Here is a 20,185-nt window from a genome sequence, read left to right as displayed (position 1 = left end):
GGAGAGCGATTTGGTCTTGGAACTGGAGCAGGTCACCGTCGTGGCGGGCGGGCTGACGTATCTGTACAGCATCGACTTGCAACTTGTGCCGGGCGCGATCAACGTGCTGCTCGGCCCGACCCAGGCGGGCAAGACCACGCTGATGCGCGTGATGGCCGGCCTCGACCGGCCCACTTCCGGGCGCGTGCTGGTCGACGGGCGGGACGTGACCGGCGTCAGCGTGCGCGAGCGCAATCTCGCGATGGTGTACCAGCAGTTCATCAACTACCCGGCGATGACGGTATACGACAACATCGCGTCGCCGTTGAAGCTGCAACGCGTCGACACCGCGGAAATTCGCCGGCGTGTGCTCGAAGTCGCGGCAAAACTGCATATCGAACATCTGCTCGAGCGGCGCCCCGGCGAATTGTCGGGTGGCCAGCAGCAGCGCTGCGCGTTGGCGCGAGCGTTGGTTAAACGCAGCTCGCTCGTGCTGCTCGACGAACCGCTCGTCAACCTCGATTACAAGTTGCGCGAGGAATTGCGCGCCGAGCTGACCACGCTTTTCGCCGATGGCAGCACGACCGTTGTCTACGCAACAACCGAACCGCTCGAGGCATTGCTGCTCGGCGGCTATACGGCGATCGTCGATAAGGGCCGCGTGCTGCAGTTCGGCCCGACGCTCGACGTCTACAACGCGCCGACCAACGTCGACGCGGCCGCCGTATTCAACGACCCGCCCATGAACATGCTGACGAGCGAACTGACCGGAGACGGCAGTGCGCGCTTGCCGATCGGCATCGAGGTACCGGTGCGCGGCGCGCGTCGCGCCGCCGATGCGACTAACGGCGCGACTAACGGCGCGACTAACGGCGTGGCAGAGGCGAACGGCGCGAGCGCAGGGAGCCTCGCCAACGGCACCTGCCGTATCGGCATCCGCCCCGGACATCTGCGTCTCGCGCCGAACCGTCCGCAAGCCATGCCCGTGCGTTGCAGGCTCGAACTCGCAGAACTGAGCGGCTCCGAAACCTATCTGCATCTGCACACGCTAAACGGCGGCGTCAATCTGATCGCCCAGCTGCAAGGCGTGCATCAGATCGACCTCGGTACCCAGCTCGACGTTTTTGTCGACCCTGACGAACTGTTCGTATTCGGCGCGGACACCAAGCTCGTCTCGAGCCCGGAGGCCGTACATGGCGCGCATTGAGTTCGAGAATCTCGCGCACGCGTACCGGCCGAACCCCGCGACGCTCGACGACTACGCGCTGCAGCCGATGAGCATGGTCTGGGAAGACGGCGGCGCCTATGCGCTGCTCGGCCCGTCGGGTTGCGGCAAGACAACGCTGCTGAACATCGTCTCGGGGCTCGTTACGCCCTCCGAAGGAAAGGTGCTGTTCGACGGTCACGACGTGACGGCGCAAAGCCCGCGCGAGCGGAACATCGCGCAGGTGTTTCAATTCCCGGTGATCTACGACACGATGAGCGTGTTCGACAATCTTGCGTTCCCGCTGCGCAATCGCAAAATCGCGGCAGCCGAAGTGAAAAAGCGCGTGCACGAAGTGGCCGAGATTCTCGATATGACACGCGAGTTGCCGCGCAAGGCGAGCAATCTCGCGGCGGATGCGAAACAGAAAATCTCGCTGGGCCGCGGGCTCGTGCGCCAGGACGTCGCCGCGATCCTGTTCGACGAACCGCTGACGGTGATCGATCCGCACATGAAGTGGATGCTGCGCCGCCAGCTGAAAAAAATTCATCAGCAGTTGAAACTCACGCTGATCTACGTCACGCATGATCAGGTCGAAGCGCTGACGTTCGCCGATGAAGTGGTCGTGATGACGAACGGGCGCGTGGTGCAGAAAGGCGGTCCGGAAGCGCTGTTTTTGCGGCCCGATCACTCGTTCGTCGGCTACTTTATCGGCAGCCCGGGTATGAATCTGTGTCCCGTCGAACTCGACGCCGATGGCATCAAGCTCGGCGCGCAGCGCATCGCACTCGACGCGGACACGCTAGCTGCCTTGAAGCAGGTGGCCGGACCGCTCAAGCTCGGCATCCGCCCGGAATTCGTGCGTCTCGCGCACGAAGGCGAGCGCGGCGCCGCCCGCGCGCAATTGTTGCGCGCGCAACAGCTTGGCAACTATCAGCTCGTCACCGCGCAATGCGACGGCCACCTGTTCAACGCGAAGCTCGAGCCGCATGTGCGCGTGCCCGACGGCGGGGCTGTGTGGCTCAAGCTTGTCGCTCCCGAAACGGTGTTCTTCAGCAACGACGAACGCATTCCCGTGAAGGTCGCCGAAAGGACCGAACGATGAACAAGCCCATCAACCAGAAGGCGTGGCTCCTCGTGGTGCCGGTGTTTCTGTGCGTCGCGTTCTCCGCGATCCTGCCGCTGATGACGGTGGTCAACTATTCGGTGCAGGACATCATCAGCCCGACACAGCATGTGTTCGTCGGCACCGAGTGGTTCCGCAACATCATGACGGACCCCGATTTGCGCGGCGCGCTCGGCCGGCAGATTATCTTTTCCGCGTGCGTGCTGCTGTTCGAGATTCCGCTCGGCGTGGCGCTTGCGCTCGCGATGCCCGCATCGGGCTGGCGCGCGTCGGCCGCGCTCGTCGTGCTGGCGATGCCGCTCTTGATTCCATGGAACGTGGTCGGCACGATCTGGCAGATTTTCGGGCGCCCCGATATCGGCCTGCTCGGCTACGGCCTCAACCACATGGGCCTCGACTACAACTACACGGCCAGCCCCACCGACGCATGGATCACCGTGCTCGTGATGGATATCTGGCATTGGACGCCGCTCGTCGCGCTGCTCTGCTATGCGGGCCTGCGCGCGATTCCCGATGCGTTCTATCAGGCTGCCGAGATCGACGGCGCGAGCCGATTCGCGGTGTTCCGCTATATCGAGCTGCCGAAAATGCGCGGCGTGCTGATGATCGCCGTGCTGCTGCGTTTTATGGACAGCTTCATGATCTACACCGAGCCGTTCGTGCTGACCGGCGGCGGACCCGGCGATTCGACCACCTTTCTGAGCCAGTATCTGACGCAAAAAGCAGTCGGCCAGTTCGACCTCGGCCCGGCGGCCGCGTTCTCGCTGATCTACTTCCTGATCATCCTGCTGCTGTGCTTCATTCTGTATAACTGGATGAGCCGCGTCGGTAAAGGCGGCCCGGCCGCGGAAGGAGGCGATCATGCATGACCGGACCGGCCAGCGCCGCTGGATTCGCGCACTCGTACTGATCGTCTACATCCTGTTCGCGCTCGTTCCGCTGTACTGGATGCTGTCGATCGCGCTGCGCACGAACGAAGAAACGATGTCGACGTTCGCGCTGCTGCCGCAGCACGTCACCTTCGACAACTTCAAGGTGATCTTCACCGATCCGTCGTGGTACTGGGGCTATATCAACTCCATCATCTACGTGGTGATGAACACGGTGTTTTCGGTGCTCGTCGCGTTGCCGGCCGCTTACGCATTTTCGCGTTACCGCTTTCTCGGCGACAAGCACATGTTCTTCTGGCTGCTGACGAACCGCATGACGCCGCCCGCGGTGTTCCTGCTGCCGTTCTTTCAGCTCTATTCGAGCATCGGCCTGCAGGACACGTATTTCGCCGTCGCGCTCGCGCACATGCTGTTCAACGTGCCGCTCGCCGTGTGGATTCTCGAAGGCTTCATGTCGGGCGTATCGCGCGAAATCGACGAAACCGCGTATATCGACGGTTATTCGTTTCCGACGTTCTTCGTAAAGATCTTTCTGCCGCTGATCAAATCGGGCGTCGGCGTGACCGCGTTTTTCTGCTTCATGTTCAGTTGGGTCGAACTGCTGCTCGCGCGCACGCTCACGACCGTCAATGCGAAGCCGATCGCCGCCGTGATGACGCGCACCGTGTCGGCGGCGGGCATGGACTGGGGCGTGCTGTCGGCGGCGGGCGTGCTGACCATTGTGCCCGGCGCGCTCGTCATCTATTTCGTGCGCAACTACATCGCGAAGGGCTTCGCAATGGGGAGAGTGTGATGCTCACATGGATGTACTGGACACCGGAAGTCGCGATCTTCTTTGCGTGCGTGGTCGCGATGCTGGCCGGCATGACGGTGTGGGAGATGCGCGCGCCGACCGTCGAGCGTAAAGGCTTTCTGCCGATCTCGACGACGCGCGGCGACCGGCTCTTTATCGGCCTGCTCGCCGCGGCTTACGTGAATCTCGCCTGGCTGGCGGTGACGAGCGAAGGCGCGAACGTGTGGCCCGGCGTCGCGGCTTCGGCCGTCGTGCTGCTGATCGTGATGTGGAAGGGATAACGCAACCTCGCAGGTAACAGTCAAGGTTCGAAGAGACCGGTTCCGTTGATGCCCCGAGCGGCCGCCGGCGGATGATCCAAGGGGTTTGGAGACACAGGAGAAGACCATGCAACACAGGAGACGGATCGTCGCGCTCGCGGTCGCAGGCGTCGTTGCAGGCGCCTTTGCGAATCATGCCGCGGTGGCGGGCATGCCCGAAGCGCAGAAATGGGTCGATAGCGAGTTTCAGCCCAGCACGCTCAGCAAGCAACAGCAGATGGACGAGATGAAGTGGTTTATCGACGCGTCCGCAAAGCTGAAGTCGCAAGGCGTGAAGGAAATCCATGTGGTATCCGAAACAATCGATACGCACGTGTATGAGTCGAAGACGCTCGCCAAGGCATTCACCGAAATCACCGGCATTCAGGTCAAGCACGACGTGATTCAGGAAGGCGACGTGGTTGAGAAACTGCAGACGTCGATGCAGTCCGGCCAGAGCATCTACGACGGCTGGATTTCCGATTCGGACCTGATCGGCACGCACTATCGCTACGGCGTGATCATGCCACTGTCCGACTATATGGTGGGCGAGGGCAAGGACTACACGAACCCGGGCCTCGACGTGAAAGACTTTATCGGCACGAGCTTTACGACGGCGCCGGACAAGAAGCTCTATCAGTTACCGGACCAGCAGTTCGCGAACCTGTACTGGTTCCGCGCCGACTGGTTCGCGCGCAAGGACCTGCAGGACAAGTTCAAGGCCAAGTACGGCTACGACCTGGGCGTGCCGGTCAACTGGTCGGCTTATGAGGACATCGCCGAATTCTTCACGAACGACGTGAAAAACATCGACGGCGAAAAAGTCTATGGTCATATGGACTACGGCAAGAAAGATCCGTCGCTCGGCTGGCGCTTTACCGACGCGTGGCTCTCGATGGCCGGCGAAGCCGACAAGGGCATTCCGAACGGCATGCCGGTCGACGAATGGGGCATTCGCGTGACGCCGGACGGCTGTCATCCGGTGGGTGCGTCGGTGTCGCGCGGCGGCGGCACGAACAGCCCGGCCGCGGTATACGCCACTACGAAGTACATCGACTGGCTGAAGAAATACGCGCCGCCCGAAGCGTCGGGCATGACGTTCAGCGAAGCGGGGCCGGTGCCGGCGCAAGGCCGCATCGCGCAGCAGGTGTTCTGGTACACGGCCTTCACGGCGTCGATGCTCAAGCCCGGCAACGTGACGAACCCGGACGGCACGCCGAAGTGGCGCATGGCGCCTTCGCCGCACGGCGCGTACTGGAAGGACGGCATGCAGAACGGCTACCAGGACGTCGGTTCGTGGACCTTCTTCAAGTCGACGCCGCCCAACCAGCGCGCGGCCGCGTGGCTCTATGCGCAGTTCGTCACGTCGAAGACGGTATCGCTGAAGAAGTCGATTGTCGGCCTCACGTTTATTCGCGACTCGGACATCCATAGCGATTACTTCACGAAGAACGCCGACAAGTACGGCGGGCTGATCGAGTTCTATCGCAGCCCGGCGCGCGTCGCCTGGACGCCGACCGGCAACAACGTGCCCGACTATCCGAAGATGGCGCAGCTGTGGTGGAAGAACGTCGGCACCGCAGTCGCCGGCGAAAAGACGCCGCAGGCCGCGATGGACAATCTCGCGAAAGAGATGGACCAGGTGCTGGCACGCTTGCAACGCGCGGGGATGAAGTCGTGCGCGCCGGAGCTGAACCCGGTGAGCGATCCGTCGAAGTGGCTCTCCGACCAGCACGCGCCGTGGAAAAAGCTGGCGAACGAAAAGCCGAAGGGCGAGACGGTCAAGTACGATCAGTTGCTTTCAGCGTGGAAAGCTGGGAAGGTTCGCTGACCCCGCGGCACCCGGAGATTGACGCAAGAAACCTGACGAAATGAGCTTGAAGGGCGGCACGTAAAGTGCCGCCTTTTTTCTTTTTGGGACGCGGATTTGCGTGCAATTCGAGCCACGGAAAGTACGTGGGCAAATGCTCAAATCTCTCTGACTATTTCAAATTCTTTCAATTTGTTGACTGACGCTTTTCGGCTACAGCCTTATCAGCCAACGATTGCCCCCCATCGCCAGTTTGTGTAATGATAGCGATTCTCATTTATTTGTAACCGTATCTAACACGCCGTATCCAACAAACAATAAGCAAAACACCACCAGCCGGTCGCGATGCAGCGCCACGGCATGGGGCGGTCCCCGCACGCAAGTTCGCGTGCGCCGGCGGCGTAGTGCCTGTCGGCTCATAAGAATTAACTGACAACGACAGGGAATCAGATGTTCAAGACGACGCCAGTCGCGGCGGCCGCTATGGCCATTTTCGCGACGCCGCTTTACGCCCAGACCACGGTGCCCGCGGCGCCTGCCGCGCCCACCGCGACGCAGGTCGCTCAGGCCACAACCGGAGCCGCACCCGGAGCACCCACCGGAACCGCTGACGCAAAAGACGCCGGCGCTTCCGGCGCCACCGAAGGCGCCGCACCGGGCGCGACTTTGCCGGCCGTCAAGGTGACCGGCCAGACCGACACCAGCAACGACTTCCAGCCCGACATCTCGAGCGTCGGCGCGAAAGTGCCGACCGCGCTGCGCGACATTCCGCAGGCGGCGGTGGTGGTGCCGAAGGCGGTACTGCAGTCGCAGGCGGCAAATTCGTTTACCGACGCGCTGCGCAACGTGCCCGGCATTACGATCGCGGCGGCCGAAGGCGGCTCGATCGGCAATAACATCAACCTGCGCGGCTTTTCCGCGCGTACCGACATCTATCTCGACGGTTTCCGCGATCGCGGCCAGTACTATCGCGACACCTTCAACCTCGAATCGATCGACGTGCTGTACGGTCCGTCGTCGCTGTATTTCGGCCGCGGCTCGACGGGCGGCGTGATCAACCAGGTCAGCAAGCAGCCGACCCTGAAGCCGCGCGCCGACGTGTCGGTGCAGGCCGGCACGCACGACCGTTACCGCACGACTGTCGACCTCGACCAGCCGATCACCGATACCTCTGCATTCCGGATCAACGCATTCGGCCAGGATCTCGGCTCGACGCGCGACGTGATGAAGAGCAAGGACTATGGTGTTGCGCCCGAAGTGAAGTTCGGTATCGGCACGCCGACCGAAATCACGTTGACCGCGCTGATCCAGCACAACAACGATCAGCCCGACTACGGCATCCCGTCGTTGAACGGCCATCCGGCGTCGGTGGTGGGGCCCTCGACGTTCTACGGCTTCACGAACGACCGCACGATTCAGGACGTGCAGACGTTCTCGGCGCGCATCAAGCACCGCTTCAACGACAACGTCACGCTGAGCAACCAGACGCAGTACAGCCACTACAGCACCAACGTGCAGGCGTCGAACCCGGCGGCAGTGCTGACCGGACCGCTCGCGACGTCGACGGCGTTGACCAACGGCAACTTCACCACGCTCAATCCGGCGCAGCTTTTCGTGAAGATGCAGGGCAAGGACCGCGTCATCAACGATCATTCGTTGTACAACACGACCGAGCTCGAAACGAAGTTCGCGACCGGCTTTATCAAGCACGACCTGCTGATGGGCGTCGACCTCAGTCACGAGACGTACAGCAACCAGTCCTACACGGCGACCACGCCGGGCCTGCCGTCGAATACGATCGCGATCGTGCCGCTGCTCGATCCGCCTTATGTGCCGACGCCGGGGAATCTGCAGGTGACGCGCGGCAATCTCGCGGAATCGAGCGCGAACGGCCTTGGCATCTACGCAAACGATACGGTGTCGATCGGCGAGCACTGGAAAGTCGTGGGCGGCGTGCGCTGGGACCGCTACGAAGCGTCGATCAACAACTCGATCAACGCGCCGGGCTACGCGACGCAGACCAACTATTTCACGAGCGTGCGCGGCGGCATTATCTGGCAGCCGACCGACTGGCAGTCGTACTACGTGTCGTACGGCACATCGTTCGACCCGTCGCTCGAAGCGTTGACACTGACGAACGGCCAGCAGAACCTGCCGCCTGTGCACAACAAGTCGTATGAAGTGGGCGCGAAGTGGGATCTGCTGGGCGGCGGGCTGTCGGTCACGCAGTCGCTTTTCAATATCGATCAGACCAACGCGCGCACGCAGAACGTGGACGGCACCTACACGCTCGACGGCAATATCCGCGTGCGCGGCTATCAGGCCGGCGTAGCGGGCCGCATCACGAACAAGTGGCAGGTGTTCGGCGGCTATACGTATATGGACGGCGACATTCTCGAAGCGCGCGACGGCACACAGGGCAAAACGCCGGCGAACACGCCGCGCAACATGCTGACGTTGTGGACCACCTACGCGTTCACGCCGCAATGGGAAATCGGCGGCGGTCCGGTGTACACGGGCCCGCGCTATGCGGCGAACAACAATCTCGTCGAAGTGCCTGGCTACACGCGCTGGGATGCGATGGCCGCATTCCACCAGAAGCATTACGACATCCAGCTCAACCTGATCAACCTGACCAACAAGCATTACTACGATGCGATCATCCAGTCCGACGGCGGCCGCGCGGTGCCGGCGCTGGGCCGTACGTTCCTCGCGACGCTAAACTATCGCTTCTACTGATCGCCGCGGGCGGTTTTTCAAACGCCTCACGAACGCCGCGCGCATGGGTGCCTGCAGGCACGCATGCGCGCGGCCACGCAGGAAGCGCTAAACGATGATTGTCTCCATTCCCGACGTACTGAGCCCCGCCGACGCAGCGGCCATGCGCGCGCAGCTCGAAGCGGCAACCGACTCATGGGTGCACGGCCGTGCGACCGCCGGCTATCAGGGTGCGCCCGTCAAGCACAATCAGCAGATTGCGGAAGGCTCGCCGATCGCGCTCGAACTGGGCGACCGCATTGTCGCGTCGCTCGAGCGCAATCAGCTCTTTATCAGCGCGGTATTGCCGAACAAGGTGTATCCGCCGCTCTTCAACCGCTACGAAGGCGGCATGCATTTCGGCAGCCACGTCGACGGCGCGATCCGGCTCGTGCCGGGCAGCGGCCGGCGCGTGCGCACCGATGTGTCGATCACGCTGTTTCTCACGCCGCCCGACGAATACGACGGCGGCGAACTGCTGATCGAAGACACGTTCGGCTTGCAGGAAGTGAAGCTGCCGGCCGGCCATGCGATTGTCTATCCGGGCACGAGTCTGCATCAGGTGCGTCCGGTCACGCGCGGCGCGCGCGTGTCGAGCTTCTTCTGGGCGCAAAGCCTCGTGCGCGACGACACGCAGCGCGCACTGCTGTTCGACCTCGACAACTCGATCCAGCGTCTCAATGCATCGAATGGCGACGAAGCCGCGCGACGCACGCTTGTTGGTTGTTACCACAACCTTTTGCGCATGTGGAGCGAGACCTGATTTCAAGCTGTTGATTCAAGCCGCTGATTCAAACCATTGACGCGCAGTCGCCGCGGCCGCCCGGCAGGGGCCGCGCTTGCGTGTCGCGAGGTTAGTGCATAACCGGTCTGCCTACACAGCGGCGTCTTCGCAGTGTAGACTTGCGCCCTACAATACAAACGAACGCGCAGCATGCAATCGCACGTCCTGGCGGCGATTTATTCAGCAACCGCGCAGCAACAGCGCAGCCGCAGCGTTTCGATAAAGTCGCCTGTCTTTTTTCCCGCTCCCTCTCACTCGCAGTTTGCCGGTTACCGCGTAACCGAAATGAAATGCGGCATGAATAGCGTCCTTATAATCCGAGGCTTTTGAGCTTCTCGTTTGCGTAGTCACGACGCCAATTCCTTGCCGTAAGCGCATACGTTTGCGTCGCGGCAAGGGCCGCTCATATTCGGACGCAAACGCGTTAGTCCGTTAAGCACGGCCTTTAGAAGCCGGGCAAGCGGGCCATTCCGCAAGGAATGAATCGAAAGTGCGGCATTACTAACCACACGACTATGCGATCGAGAAACATCGGGGTGTTTTGCGTATTCGCTGTCTGCATGTTCGCGCAAGCGGCCTATGCAGCGGCGCTTGTCGCGTCGGCGCATGGCGCGGGCGGCAGAGCAAACGTTTCAGGCGAAGGCGCGTTCTCAGGGAGCGATTGCGCGGGGCCTGCCGTGCTTCGCTTGCCGGCGCCGCTTGGCGGAATGGGGATGAACCGCACGCTCAACGGCGACGCGCCGGTCAACTGCCGTTTCGCGCCCATCGCGACGACTGGCAGCGGCGGCGGCGCACAGACCTCGGCGCCGTACGATCCGGCCGCGCAGCAACCGGCCGCCGGCAATCTCACGCTCGATGCGAGCGCCGGGCAGAACCTGGTCAGCGCCACGAGCGGGGGCATCGGCACGTCGTTCGTTCAGCCTTCGGCAGCACACGCACCGGCCGCTGCGTCCGCGACAGCCGACAACATCCATCCGAGCGCCGACTCCGCGCGCGGCAACGCCGCGGATGCGCCGGGCCCCGCGATCGACTGGCCGCTTCTGATCCGCATCGGTATCGCCATCCTGCTTGGCGCTGCATTGATCGCCGCGCTGGTCGCGGGCGTGCTGCTCGCACGCGCCCGCTGGTTCAGCCAGCGCGCGACGCTCGCGCGTGCCGCGAAGCGCGGGCTGCGGCGCAACGAATTTCATCTCGAGTATCAACCTGTTTTCTATACGCGCACGCAAAAGTGCGTCGGTCTCGAAGTGATGCTGCGCTGGCGCAATCCGGTGCATGGCATTCGCGGCGCCGAATGGTATATGGAGCAGCTCGATCGCACGCCGATCGCCGAGCGCATTCTCGACTATGTATTCGAGACCGCCGCGACGGAGCTCGAAGCCTTGGGGCAGAGCGACTCGCTGTATCTGATTGTCGATGTGCCGGCGTCTATGCTCGACTCGGCTGACTCGATTGCGAAACTCGTCAGGATGGCGAATCGCTTGACGGCAAAAAGCCACGTCATTCTGCAGATGCCGCTCGACGACATGTCGGAGGTTGTGTCAGCGGTCGCGCAACTGCGCAACGACAGGATTCGCGTCGGCGTATCGCATGTGCGGTCGGCGTCGCCGAAGCTCGAATCGGCCGCGCGCGCCGGCTGCGATTTCGTGAAGGTCGATCGCGAGGTGATGGGCCTCGAAGAGGGCGCACGCGCGCATCAACTGCAGGAAATGGCGAGCGCGGGGCGTCGTCTGAATATGGCCGTGGTGGTCGACGGCGTCGAAGGCGTGAGCCAGTTCCACGCGGTCGGGAAGGCGCATATCGATCTCGCGCAGGGCTTCTATCTGGGCAAGGCGATCTCCGCCTCGCGCTTCTCGACGTTCTTCGACGACGAAATGCGGCATCGCAAAGAGGATGCACCGCCGCGCTTTATGCACGCATTCCAGTCTCATTGAACACGCCGATATTGTAGGGATCGTGAAAGAAATGGGCGTGAATATGAGCTGCGATTGCATAAAGACGGTGCCCGGCGCCTGAGTTCAAAGGCGAACTCGCAAACGTTTATGCGAATCCGATCGGTGCGCCTTGGGATCGCTCAAAGCTCCGCCCATCAAGGCAGAGCCGCTCTGCTGGCGGCTTTGCCGTGACACCGGCCCGGTTTTCGGGCACCGCGGTTACCGCATAACTTTTGCCCCACCCTAAATGCCGATTGGGTTGTGGCCGTTATCCACTGAAGCGACAACCAGGTGTCCAGCAGGAATGGGCTCAAGACGGAACGGAAATGACGTAATGGGATTATCTAACTCCGAAAAGCAGCGCAGGTACCGGCAGCGCCATCTAGGCCCCGGGGGAGGCAGCGAACGCTTGTCCGTTTTTGTTCGGATATCGACGAAGCGCAATCTCGAACGCTTGGCCAGCCACTACGGCAACACCATCACGAATACGGTCGAGAATCTCATCAACGAAAAGACGACGAGCATTCTGAATGGCCTCAGTGAGACCGAGCAGCACGAGTTCTTTAGCGAAGAGCCGGTGCACAAGCGGCAGAGTGCCAAATAAGCGCCGAATGAGCGCGCGCTGAACGCGTGCACTCAACACGCACACCCAACGCGCGCGCATCGAAGACGCGCCCATCCGTATTTCTTCTTACCGATACCGTTTCGCACGCCTATCATGTCCTGACGACACGTGCGTGCGGAGCCGGCGACCTCCATCTCCAATGATGGATCGCGCAACGATCCGTTCGAATCGGAAAACGGCCGCGCCCGCGTTGATAGAAGATGCTGTTTGTCGATGCCGGCGCCGCGTTCCGCAGTAGCCACGTCCCCTCCGCGAGCGCCACCCGAACACAACGCAACTCGCTTCACGGAATGCGGGAGCTACGATGTTCACCGTCAACGTCAACGGACAAAACCAGCAGGTCGACGCGACACCCGAAATGCCGCTCCTGTGGGTGCTGCGCGATCTAGTCGGCCTGACCGGCACGAAATTCGGCTGTGGCATTGCGCAGTGCGGCGCGTGCACCGTCCATCTCGATGGCCAGCCGGTACGCTCGTGCGTCACGCCGATCGCAGCCGTCGGCACACGCAAGGTCACGACAATCGAAGCGGTCGGCAACACGCCCGCGGGCCGCAAGATCCAGCAGGCATGGCTCGATCTCGATGTCGTGCAGTGCGGCTACTGCCAGTCCGGCCAGATCATGTCGGCCGCAGCGCTGCTTGCCGCGCATCCGCAGCCGAGCGATGCGGACATCGATATGGCGATGGCCGGCAATATCTGCCGTTGCGGCACCTATGTGCGGATCCGGGCCGCGATCAAACAGGCCGCCAAAGGAGCGTGAGATGCGCATTCCACCGCACAGCGTGGAGCGCGCTTTCAGCCGGCGTGATTTCCTGCGGGCCGGGCTCAGTGTCGGCGTCGCGGCGAGCGGCGGTCTGCTGCTCGGCGTGAGCTTCAATGCGCGCAGCGACGGCAATACCGCGGCCCCCAGTGTGATAGCCGGCGACGGTGTCGTGCAGCCGCCGTCGGGCGTGTTCGCGCCCGACGCATTCGTCCGTATCGATCCCGACGGCAGCATCGTCGTCGTCGTGCCGAAGGTGGAAATGGGGCAGGGCGTCTACACCGCGATTCCGATGCTGCTCGCCGAAGAACTCGAGGTGCCGCTCGATCGCGTGAAGATCGAACATGCGCCGCCCGACGCCAAACTGTATGCCGATCCGCTGCTCGGTCAGCAGGCGACCGGCGGCTCGCTATCGATTCGCGCGACATGGGAACCGATGCGGCGCGCCGGCGCCACCGCGCGCATGCTGCTGATCAATGCCGCGGCGCAACAGTGGCAGGTCGATGCCACGACCTGCGTCGCGCGCGACGCGGTTATCACGGATACGGCGAACGGCCGCACGCTCGGCTATGGCGAATGCGCGTCGCGTGCGGCCGGCATGCCGGTCGGCGCCGATCTGCTCAAGACCGTCACGCTGAAAAAGCCGCAGACGTTCACGCTGGTCGGCACACCGCATAAACGGCTCGATTCGCCCGAGAAAGTGAACGGCGTTGCCCGTTTCGGCATCGACGTGCGCGAGCCCGGCATGCTCGTCGCGATGGTCGTCAATTGCCCGGTGATTGGCGGCAAGCTTGCGAATGTCGACGATCGGGTAGCGCGCTCGCAGCCCGGCGTGCGGCAGATCGTGAAGCTCGACAACGCGGTGGCGGTGGTCGCCGACCACACATGGGCCGCGAAGCGCGGCGCAAGCGCGCTCGTGATCGACTGGCACGAAGGCGCCAATGCGAATCTGACGAGCGCGATGCTGTTCGACGATTTGCGGCGCGCGTCGCAACACCCCGGCGCCATCGCGCGCAAGGACGGCGACGTCGACGCGGCCTTCAAGGGCGCGGCGAAAAACATCGACGCGGTCTATCAGCAGCCGTTTCTTGCGCACGCAACGATGGAGCCGATGAACTGCACGGTTCATGTGACGGCCGACCAGTGCGAGGTGTGGATCGGCACGCAGGTGCCCACGCGCATCGTCGATGAAGCGGTCAAGGTAACGGGCTTGCCGCCTGAAAAGATCGTCGTGCATAACTTTCTGATCGGCGGCGGCTTCGGTCGCCGGCTCGAATCGGATGTCGCACATCAGGCGGTCGCGATCGGCAAGCAGGTCAATGCGCCCGTGAAAGTGATGTGGAGCCGCGAGGAAGACATTCAGCACGACATGTTCCGTCCGTGCTACTTCGACAGCCTTGCCGCCGGGCTTGATTCGAACGGCAAGCCCGTCGCCTGGACGCACCGCATTGCGGGTTCGTCGATCGTCGCGCGCTGGTATCCGCAGTGGTTCCAGAAGGGCATCGACCCGGACGTGATCGAGGTCGCGGCGACGCTGCCCTACGATATCCACGCGCAACGCATCGACTACGTGCGGCAGGAGCCGCGCGGCATACCGACCGCATTCTGGCGCGGCGTGGGCCCGACGCGCGGCACCTTCGTGGTCGAGAGCTTCGTCGATGAGCTCGCGCACGAATCGAAAGCGGACCCGGTCGAATATCGGCGCGCACTGCTCGGCAAGACGCCGCGCGCGCGCAATGTGCTCGACGTCGCGGTGCGGGCCTCCGGTTGGGGCACGGCGATGCCGAAGGGCAAAGGACGCGGCGTGTCGGTGATGAACGCGTTCGGCAGCTTTCTGTGCGTGGTCGCCGAGGTCGACGTGAAAGACGGCGACGTGCGCGTCGAGCGCATCGTCTGCGCAGTCGATTGCGGGCACGTGGTGAATCCGAACACGATCGAGGCGCAAATCGAAGGCGGCGCAATCTTCGGCATTACCGCGACGCTGTGGGGCGAAATCACGGTGAAAGACGGCCGCGTCGAACAGACGAACTTCACCGACTATCGCGTGATGCGCATCAACGAGGCGCCGCGTATCGAGACGATTATCGTGAAGAGCGAAGAGGCGCCGGGCGGCATCGGCGAACCGGGCACATCCGCGGTGATTCCGGCCGTGACCAACGCGATATACGCCGCGACCGGAACGCGTGTGCGGCGGCTGCCGGTCGGCGATCAACTGCGTACTGGCCAGACGGCGTGAGGAGAGTCCACGTGAGCTCGCATTCCCGCTTGTTTCGTCCTGCATGGCGCATAGCCGCCGCGGCGCTGGTCGCACTGTGCGGGGGACTCGCCGCCACCTGCCACGCGCAAGGCGCGAAGGCCGACGCTGCGCTCGTCGCGCGCGGCGAATATCTGGCGAAGGCCGGCGACTGCTTCGCCTGCCACTCGACGCCGCGCGGCAAGCCCTTCGCCGGCGGCCTGCCGATGACAACGCCGATGGGCCGCATCTATTCGACGAACATCACACCGGACCGCGAGACAGGCATCGGCCGCTACAGCGAAGCCGATTTCATGCGCGCGGTGCGGGAAGGCGTCGCGCCGGACGGTCACGCGTTGTATCCGGCCATGCCTTACCCGTCGTACGCGAAAGTCAGCGATGCCGACATGAAGGCGCTTTACGCGTACTTCATGCAGGGCGTGACGCCGGTCAAGCAGGCAAATCGCGCAACCGACATACCGTGGCCGCTCAATATGCGCTGGCCGCTCAAAGTCTGGAACATCGTCTTTCTCGACCACGCGCGTTATCAGACGAAAGCGAACAAGGACGCGCAATGGAATCGCGGCGCGTACCTCGTGCAAGGCCTGGGCCATTGCGGCGCCTGCCATACGCCGCGCGGCGTCGGCTTCCAGGAAAAAGCGCTCGACGAAAGCGGGCGCGCGTTTCTGACGGGCGCGCCGCTCGAGAACTGGTTCGCATCGAACCTGACCGGCAATCACAACACGGGCCTCGGACGCTGGAGCGAAGAGGATCTCAACACCTTCCTGCGCACCGGCGCGAACGCGCATGCCACCGCGTTCGGCTCGATGACCGACGTGATCAACTACAGCACGCAGACGCTGACCGACGCGGACACGCGCGCGATCTCACGCTATATCAAGTCGCTGCCGGGCGGCCGCAGCGACGACGGGCGGCCCTACGTGCCGCATCCGGACGGCGAGCGCGTGGTGTTGACCGCGATGCCGAACAACCGCGGCGCGCATACCTATGCGACCTACTGCATGCATTGCCACGGCGCGGGCGGACTCGGAGCGGCGCCATGGCTCGCGCCGCTCGCCGGCAATCCGAACGTGCTCGAACCCGATCCGGTATCGCTGATCAACGTCACGCTGAACGGCACGGGCGCGCTCGTGATCGGCGGCGTGCCCGCGCCGTATCCGATGCCGAAGTACCACGCGATGCTGACCGACGAGCAGATCGCGGACGTGCTGACCTTCGTGCGCGGCAGCTGGAACAACGATGCGCCGGCAGTCAGCGCCAAGGCCGTGGAGAAAGTCCGCAGCGCGACGCGCGCGCCGTAAATGCGCGCGGCACGCCGGGCCGTAGTGCCGGTTAATTCGCAACTGAAAGTTGTAAATCATTCAAGCCGATTCGCTCTAGTTTGAAGGTCTTCAGGCTCCTACTATTCGTGTCACCCGCTTCGCGCCACTCCACAAAGAGCAGCAACGAGGCGCAGCAAACGAAGGTACGAAGCCCTAACCGTCAACGAATTTAAAAGGAGCGAATCATGTCACAGGCGAATGCAGGCAAGGTCTGGTTTATCACGGGTGCGTCGCGCGGTTTCGGCGCGCTGATTGCGCGCGATGCGTTAAAGCGCGGCGATCGCGTCGTCGCTACGGCGCGCAATCCGCAGCAGGTCATCGACCAGCTCGGCGATCATCCGGATCTGCTCGCGGTCAAGCTCGACGTCACGAACGAAGCCGATGCGGCACAAGCGGTAGACGCGGGCATCGCACGTTTTTCGCGTATCGATGTGCTCGTGAACAACGCCGGATACGGCCTGCTCGGCGCGATCGAAGAATCGAACGACAGTGAAGTGAGGGCTGTATTCAACACGAATGTGTTCGGTTTGCTGAACGTCACGCGTGCGGTGCTTCCGCATATGCGCAAACAGCGCAGCGGACATGTGATCAATATGTCGTCGGTGGGCGGCTATTCCGCTTATCAAGGCTGGGGCGTGTACGGCTCAACAAAATTCGCTATAGAGGGGCTTACCGAAGCGCTCGCGGCTGAGCTTGCGCCGCTCGGTGTGCATGCGACGGTCGTCGAGCCGGGCTTTTTCCGTACCGATTTCCTGAACGACAACTCGCTCGTTTCGACGAGGCAGCAGATTGCCGATTACGCGGAAACGGTCGGCGTCACGCGCGACTTTGCGGCTGGTGCGAATCACGCGCAGCCCGGCGATCCGCAAAAGCTCTCGACGGCGATGCTGAAGCTTGCAGATAGTGACCGCCCGCCGGTGCGCCTGCCGCTCGGCTCCGACACGGTCGCAAGAATCAACGCGAAGAACCGCCATGTCGAAAGCGAGCTCGAAGCATGGCATGCGTTGGCGGTTTCAACCGATTTCCAGTGAGACCTTGAACGCGCGCTCACGCGGCTTTCGTCGGAAGGAACGGAAACGCCTCGTTCAGTTGAAGCGCGAGTCGCGCGCGAAAATCCCCAATAGACGGCGCCAAACGTGAATTTTTTGCCGACAACCTGATTACAATTCAAGCAGCCGTTATCCTCGTCCGCGTCCACGGCGGTATCACCCATCACGACGCGCTCAACTCAAGGAGGCTGAAAAATGTCGATTCGTTTAGGAGAAGACGCGCCCGATTTCACTGCCGAAACCACCGAAGGGACGATCCGCTTTCACGACTGGATCGGCGACAAGTGGGCCATCCTGTTTTCGCATCCGAAAGATTTCACGCCCGTCTGCACGACCGAACTCGGTTATATGGCCGGCCTCAAAGCCGAGTTCGACAAGCGCAACACGAAGATCATCGGGCTGAGCATCGATCCGGTGACTGACCATCAGAAATGGGTCAAGGATATCGAGGAGACGCAGGGCCACGCGGTCAACTATCCGTTGATCGGCGACTCGGACCTCGCGGTCGCGAAGCTATACGACATGATTCATCCGAACGCGAGCGGCGGCACGCGCACTGCCGCCGACAACGCGACCGTACGTTCGGTATTCCTGATCGGTCCGGACAAGAAAGTGAAGGCGATGCTTGTTTATCCGATGAGCGCGGGCCGCAATTTCGACGAAGTGATGCGTCTGCTCGATTCGTTGCAGTTGAACGCGAAGCATGCAGTCGCCACGCCGGTGAACTGGAAGCCGGGCGACGACGTGATCATCCCGACTTCGGTATCGGACGACGATGCGCACAAGAAGTATCCGCAGGGATTCAAGACGCTAAAGCCGTATCTTCGGTACGTCACGCAGCCGAAATAACCCGCTGCACATTGCTCGCGGAGTTCGCGGAGTTCGCGGAGTTCGCAAAGGCTGCACAGATCGCGGGCGGCGAAGCGCGTGAATTGCTTCGCCGCCCGCGCAGGCCAGGCGCGACGCGCATGCGCCTCGCGCCTTGACCTACTTGATGCTCTGGAAGAAGCTCCGCGCGGCGACCACGCAGAACGGCGCCGCCAGCGTATGAATATCGATCGACAGTTCGAGCTGCCCGGTCGGCGTGTTGCCGAGCTGCGCGGCGTCCTGCGCACGCGCCGCGGAGAATCCGGCCTGTAGCGCCGCAAACGGCCCGGATGGCGCTGCGTTGCCCGGATCGACGTCGATCAGGGTCAGCTGCGACGCGTCCACGCCTTCCTGCTGAAAGAACTTCGCGGCGATTTGCGCGTTCGAGAAGTACACGACGCTATCCGAATGCGCGCCGCACAGTTGCAGCGGAACCTTGGGCTTGAAATTGAGCAGGTCGTTGCGCAACGCGTCCTGGCGGAACCCGGTCGTCGGCGCGCAGTTCGCAATGGGTTGGCCCGTCGCATCGCTGCACGGATTGGCGGCGACGTCCGCCACCAGCTGCTCGCGAAAGCTTGTGTTCAGAAAGAAGTTGGTGGCGGCGAAGCCCGACTGCACAACCAGAGCCGTGTCCGGATTGGACAAATTCGGCGGCGGCAATGAACCGGCCTCGAATAGCGCGGTGGCCGGTATCACGTTTTCAGCAAACAGCGTGGCTTCGGACTCCGTGGTCGGAAACAGCGTGGGCGCGCGCGCCGCGTATTGCGGAGCGAATGCCTCGGTCGGCACGCGATAGACATTGTTGTACGAGTTCTGCCAACTGTCCGTCACCAGACCGAACAGCAGCGGCGCGGAGGCGCTCGGCGCACCGTCGATTTCTTCGTCGACCAGATGCGAGAGTGCGTACGGACCGCTTCCCGCCGCCATTGCCACCGGATGAAATTCGAGCGGCAATTGCTGCATCGCGCGCAAGGTCGCCGCGGCGACGTAGCCGCCCTGCGAGTACCCGGTGACGAACAGCTTGTTGACGATGCTGTCGACCAGCACGGACGGAAATCCGATGCGTGAGGCACGCAGCGCGTCGATCATATCGGCCGACTGCTGGTCTGCATTCAGAAACGGCGCATACGACAAGGTCGAACCCGCATAGCCTGCGTAGTTCGGCATGACGACGGTATAGCCTTGCGCTGCGAAAACGGCGGCGACGAGCAGTGCGTCGTCTTCGCCATCGATATCGCCGTTAAGATTGGTGGCGTCGTAGTGCTTGTCCGTCGACGTGCCGTGCGAATAGAGCACGACAGGGTGTGTGCCCGAGCAGCCGGCGGCGGAGCCGGAAGGCAGCATCACTCCGGTGGTGGCGGTCGTCGGTTCACCGTGTCCGCCGACCGTGCGATAGCCGAGCGAATAGAGGCTGACCGTGCACTTCGGCGTGCCCGCGATTTGCAGCAGCGCAGGCGATTTTGCTTGAAGCAGTGCCGTGAAAGCGGCGGGCGTGAGCGTTTCCTTATTGACCGGTCGCCCCGTCGGTATGCCGCGCAGCAGGAGTTGCGCGGAGGCAGCGGCGGCGGTGCTTGCGTTGGTGCTTGCAGTGTTCGCAGTGTTCGCATTGCTGTTCGCGTCTGAAGCAACAGGCGCGGTCTGCATCGTTTGCGCGTAGGCGTGCACGGCGCCAAGCAGCACGCCGAGTGCGGTGGCGGTTTTGATCATCGTGTAGAGTCGTCGCATAGGTGTCTTT

General features: G+C 62.7%; 16 protein-coding genes. 15 read left to right on the top strand and 1 reads right to left on the bottom strand.

Going from position 1 to position 20,185, the window contains the following annotated elements; translation table 11 throughout:
- Nucleotides 1-10 precede the first annotated feature (10 nt).
- The 15 genes from KZJ38_RS33085 to KZJ38_RS33015 all read left to right on the top strand — a co-directional run bounded on the left by KZJ38_RS33085 (nt 11) and on the right by KZJ38_RS33015 (nt 18,432).
- Entirely contained in the window at nt 11-1,186 is a 1,176-nt protein-coding gene (locus tag KZJ38_RS33085; RefSeq protein WP_219801236.1) for an ABC transporter ATP-binding protein, read from the top strand.
- The gene (locus tag KZJ38_RS33080) at nt 1,173-2,288 is read left to right on the top strand and encodes an ABC transporter ATP-binding protein (RefSeq protein WP_219801235.1); all 1,116 of its coding nucleotides are present in this window, start codon (nt 1,173-1,175) and stop codon (nt 2,286-2,288) included. The genes KZJ38_RS33085 and KZJ38_RS33080 overlap by 14 nt, the downstream gene beginning before the upstream one ends.
- Nucleotides 2,285-3,178: a carbohydrate ABC transporter permease gene (locus tag KZJ38_RS33075; RefSeq protein WP_219801234.1), complete on the top strand. Its 894-nt coding sequence runs from the start codon at nt 2,285-2,287 to the stop codon at nt 3,176-3,178. Before KZJ38_RS33080 ends, KZJ38_RS33075 begins: the two co-directional genes overlap by 4 nt.
- Nucleotides 3,171-3,992, top strand: coding sequence for a carbohydrate ABC transporter permease (locus KZJ38_RS33070; RefSeq protein ID WP_219801233.1), 822 nt, complete (start codon nt 3,171-3,173; stop codon nt 3,990-3,992). The genes KZJ38_RS33075 and KZJ38_RS33070 overlap by 8 nt, the downstream gene beginning before the upstream one ends.
- Nucleotides 3,992-4,273, top strand: a complete 282-nt coding sequence (locus KZJ38_RS33065) for a DUF2160 domain-containing protein (protein WP_219801232.1) — start codon at nt 3,992-3,994, stop codon at nt 4,271-4,273. Before KZJ38_RS33070 ends, KZJ38_RS33065 begins: the two co-directional genes overlap by 1 nt.
- A gap of 106 nt (nt 4,274-4,379) precedes the next feature.
- The gene (locus KZJ38_RS33060) at nt 4,380-6,122 is read left to right on the top strand and encodes an ABC transporter substrate-binding protein (RefSeq protein ID WP_219801231.1); all 1,743 of its coding nucleotides are present in this window, start codon (nt 4,380-4,382) and stop codon (nt 6,120-6,122) included.
- A 429-nt stretch (nt 6,123-6,551) separates the two neighbouring features.
- Nucleotides 6,552-8,840 (top strand): TonB-dependent receptor, encoded by a 2,289-nt coding sequence (locus KZJ38_RS33055; RefSeq protein WP_219801230.1) that lies wholly within the window; start codon nt 6,552-6,554, stop codon nt 8,838-8,840.
- 94 nt (nt 8,841-8,934) lie between these two features.
- Nucleotides 8,935-9,621, top strand: a complete 687-nt coding sequence (locus tag KZJ38_RS33050) for a Fe2+-dependent dioxygenase (RefSeq protein ID WP_219801229.1) — start codon at nt 8,935-8,937, stop codon at nt 9,619-9,621.
- A 536-nt stretch (nt 9,622-10,157) separates the two neighbouring features.
- Nucleotides 10,158-11,573 carry an EAL domain-containing protein gene (locus KZJ38_RS33045; RefSeq protein WP_219801228.1) on the top strand — a complete coding sequence of 472 codons (1,416 nt, stop codon included), beginning with the start codon at nt 10,158-10,160 and terminating at the stop codon, nt 11,571-11,573.
- A gap of 409 nt (nt 11,574-11,982) precedes the next feature.
- The gene (locus KZJ38_RS33040) at nt 11,983-12,177 is read left to right on the top strand and encodes a hypothetical protein (protein WP_246641894.1); all 195 of its coding nucleotides are present in this window, start codon (nt 11,983-11,985) and stop codon (nt 12,175-12,177) included.
- A 325-nt stretch (nt 12,178-12,502) separates the two neighbouring features.
- Complete coding sequence (locus tag KZJ38_RS33035) at nt 12,503-12,958, top strand: (2Fe-2S)-binding protein (protein ID WP_219801226.1); 456 nt, start codon at nt 12,503-12,505, stop codon at nt 12,956-12,958.
- A gap of 1 nt (nt 12,959) precedes the next feature.
- Nucleotides 12,960-15,194, top strand: coding sequence for a xanthine dehydrogenase family protein molybdopterin-binding subunit (locus KZJ38_RS33030; RefSeq protein ID WP_219801225.1), 2,235 nt, complete (start codon nt 12,960-12,962; stop codon nt 15,192-15,194).
- A gap of 11 nt (nt 15,195-15,205) precedes the next feature.
- Nucleotides 15,206-16,513 carry a c-type cytochrome gene (locus KZJ38_RS33025; RefSeq protein ID WP_425518392.1) on the top strand — a complete coding sequence of 436 codons (1,308 nt, stop codon included), beginning with the start codon at nt 15,206-15,208 and terminating at the stop codon, nt 16,511-16,513.
- Nucleotides 16,514-16,719: 206 nt separating this feature from the next.
- Nucleotides 16,720-17,565, top strand: a complete 846-nt coding sequence (locus KZJ38_RS33020) for an oxidoreductase (protein ID WP_219801224.1) — start codon at nt 16,720-16,722, stop codon at nt 17,563-17,565.
- Between the two features lie 213 nt (nt 17,566-17,778).
- Nucleotides 17,779-18,432, top strand: a complete 654-nt coding sequence (locus KZJ38_RS33015; protein WP_219801223.1) for a peroxiredoxin — start codon at nt 17,779-17,781, stop codon at nt 18,430-18,432.
- Nucleotides 18,433-18,570: 138 nt separating this feature from the next.
- On the opposite strand, the gene KZJ38_RS33010 is transcribed toward KZJ38_RS33015, so the two are convergent.
- Complete coding sequence (locus KZJ38_RS33010; RefSeq protein ID WP_219801222.1) at nt 18,571-20,175, bottom strand: alpha/beta hydrolase family protein; 1,605 nt, start codon at nt 20,173-20,175, stop codon at nt 18,571-18,573.
- Between the last annotated feature and the right edge of the window lie 10 nt (nt 20,176-20,185).

Origin of the sequence: Paraburkholderia edwinii (assembly GCF_019428685.1) — a bacterium.
Classification (GTDB): Bacteria; Pseudomonadota; Gammaproteobacteria; order Burkholderiales; family Burkholderiaceae; genus Paraburkholderia; species Paraburkholderia edwinii.
This window is presented reverse-complemented; position numbering and strand designations above follow the sequence as displayed.

Coding starts and splice junctions, on each gene's coding strand:
- KZJ38_RS33080 (WP_219801235.1), top strand. CDS start 1,173: ATGGCGCGCATTGAGTTCGAGAATCTCGCGCACGCGTACCGGCCGAAC.
- KZJ38_RS33075 (WP_219801234.1), top strand. CDS start 2,285: ATGAACAAGCCCATCAACCAGAAGGCGTGGCTCCTCGTGGTGCCGGTG.
- KZJ38_RS33070 (WP_219801233.1), top strand. CDS start 3,171: ATGCATGACCGGACCGGCCAGCGCCGCTGGATTCGCGCACTCGTACTG.
- KZJ38_RS33065 (WP_219801232.1), top strand. CDS start 3,992: ATGCTCACATGGATGTACTGGACACCGGAAGTCGCGATCTTCTTTGCG.
- KZJ38_RS33060 (WP_219801231.1), top strand. CDS start 4,380: ATGCAACACAGGAGACGGATCGTCGCGCTCGCGGTCGCAGGCGTCGTT.
- KZJ38_RS33055 (WP_219801230.1), top strand. CDS start 6,552: ATGTTCAAGACGACGCCAGTCGCGGCGGCCGCTATGGCCATTTTCGCG.
- KZJ38_RS33050 (WP_219801229.1), top strand. CDS start 8,935: ATGATTGTCTCCATTCCCGACGTACTGAGCCCCGCCGACGCAGCGGCC.
- KZJ38_RS33045 (WP_219801228.1), top strand. CDS start 10,158: ATGCGATCGAGAAACATCGGGGTGTTTTGCGTATTCGCTGTCTGCATG.
- KZJ38_RS33035 (WP_219801226.1), top strand. CDS start 12,503: ATGTTCACCGTCAACGTCAACGGACAAAACCAGCAGGTCGACGCGACA.
- KZJ38_RS33030 (WP_219801225.1), top strand. CDS start 12,960: ATGCGCATTCCACCGCACAGCGTGGAGCGCGCTTTCAGCCGGCGTGAT.
- KZJ38_RS33020 (WP_219801224.1), top strand. CDS start 16,720: ATGTCACAGGCGAATGCAGGCAAGGTCTGGTTTATCACGGGTGCGTCG.
- KZJ38_RS33015 (WP_219801223.1), top strand. CDS start 17,779: ATGTCGATTCGTTTAGGAGAAGACGCGCCCGATTTCACTGCCGAAACC.
- KZJ38_RS33010 (WP_219801222.1), bottom strand. CDS start 20,175: ATGCGACGACTCTACACGATGATCAAAACCGCCACCGCACTCGGCGTG.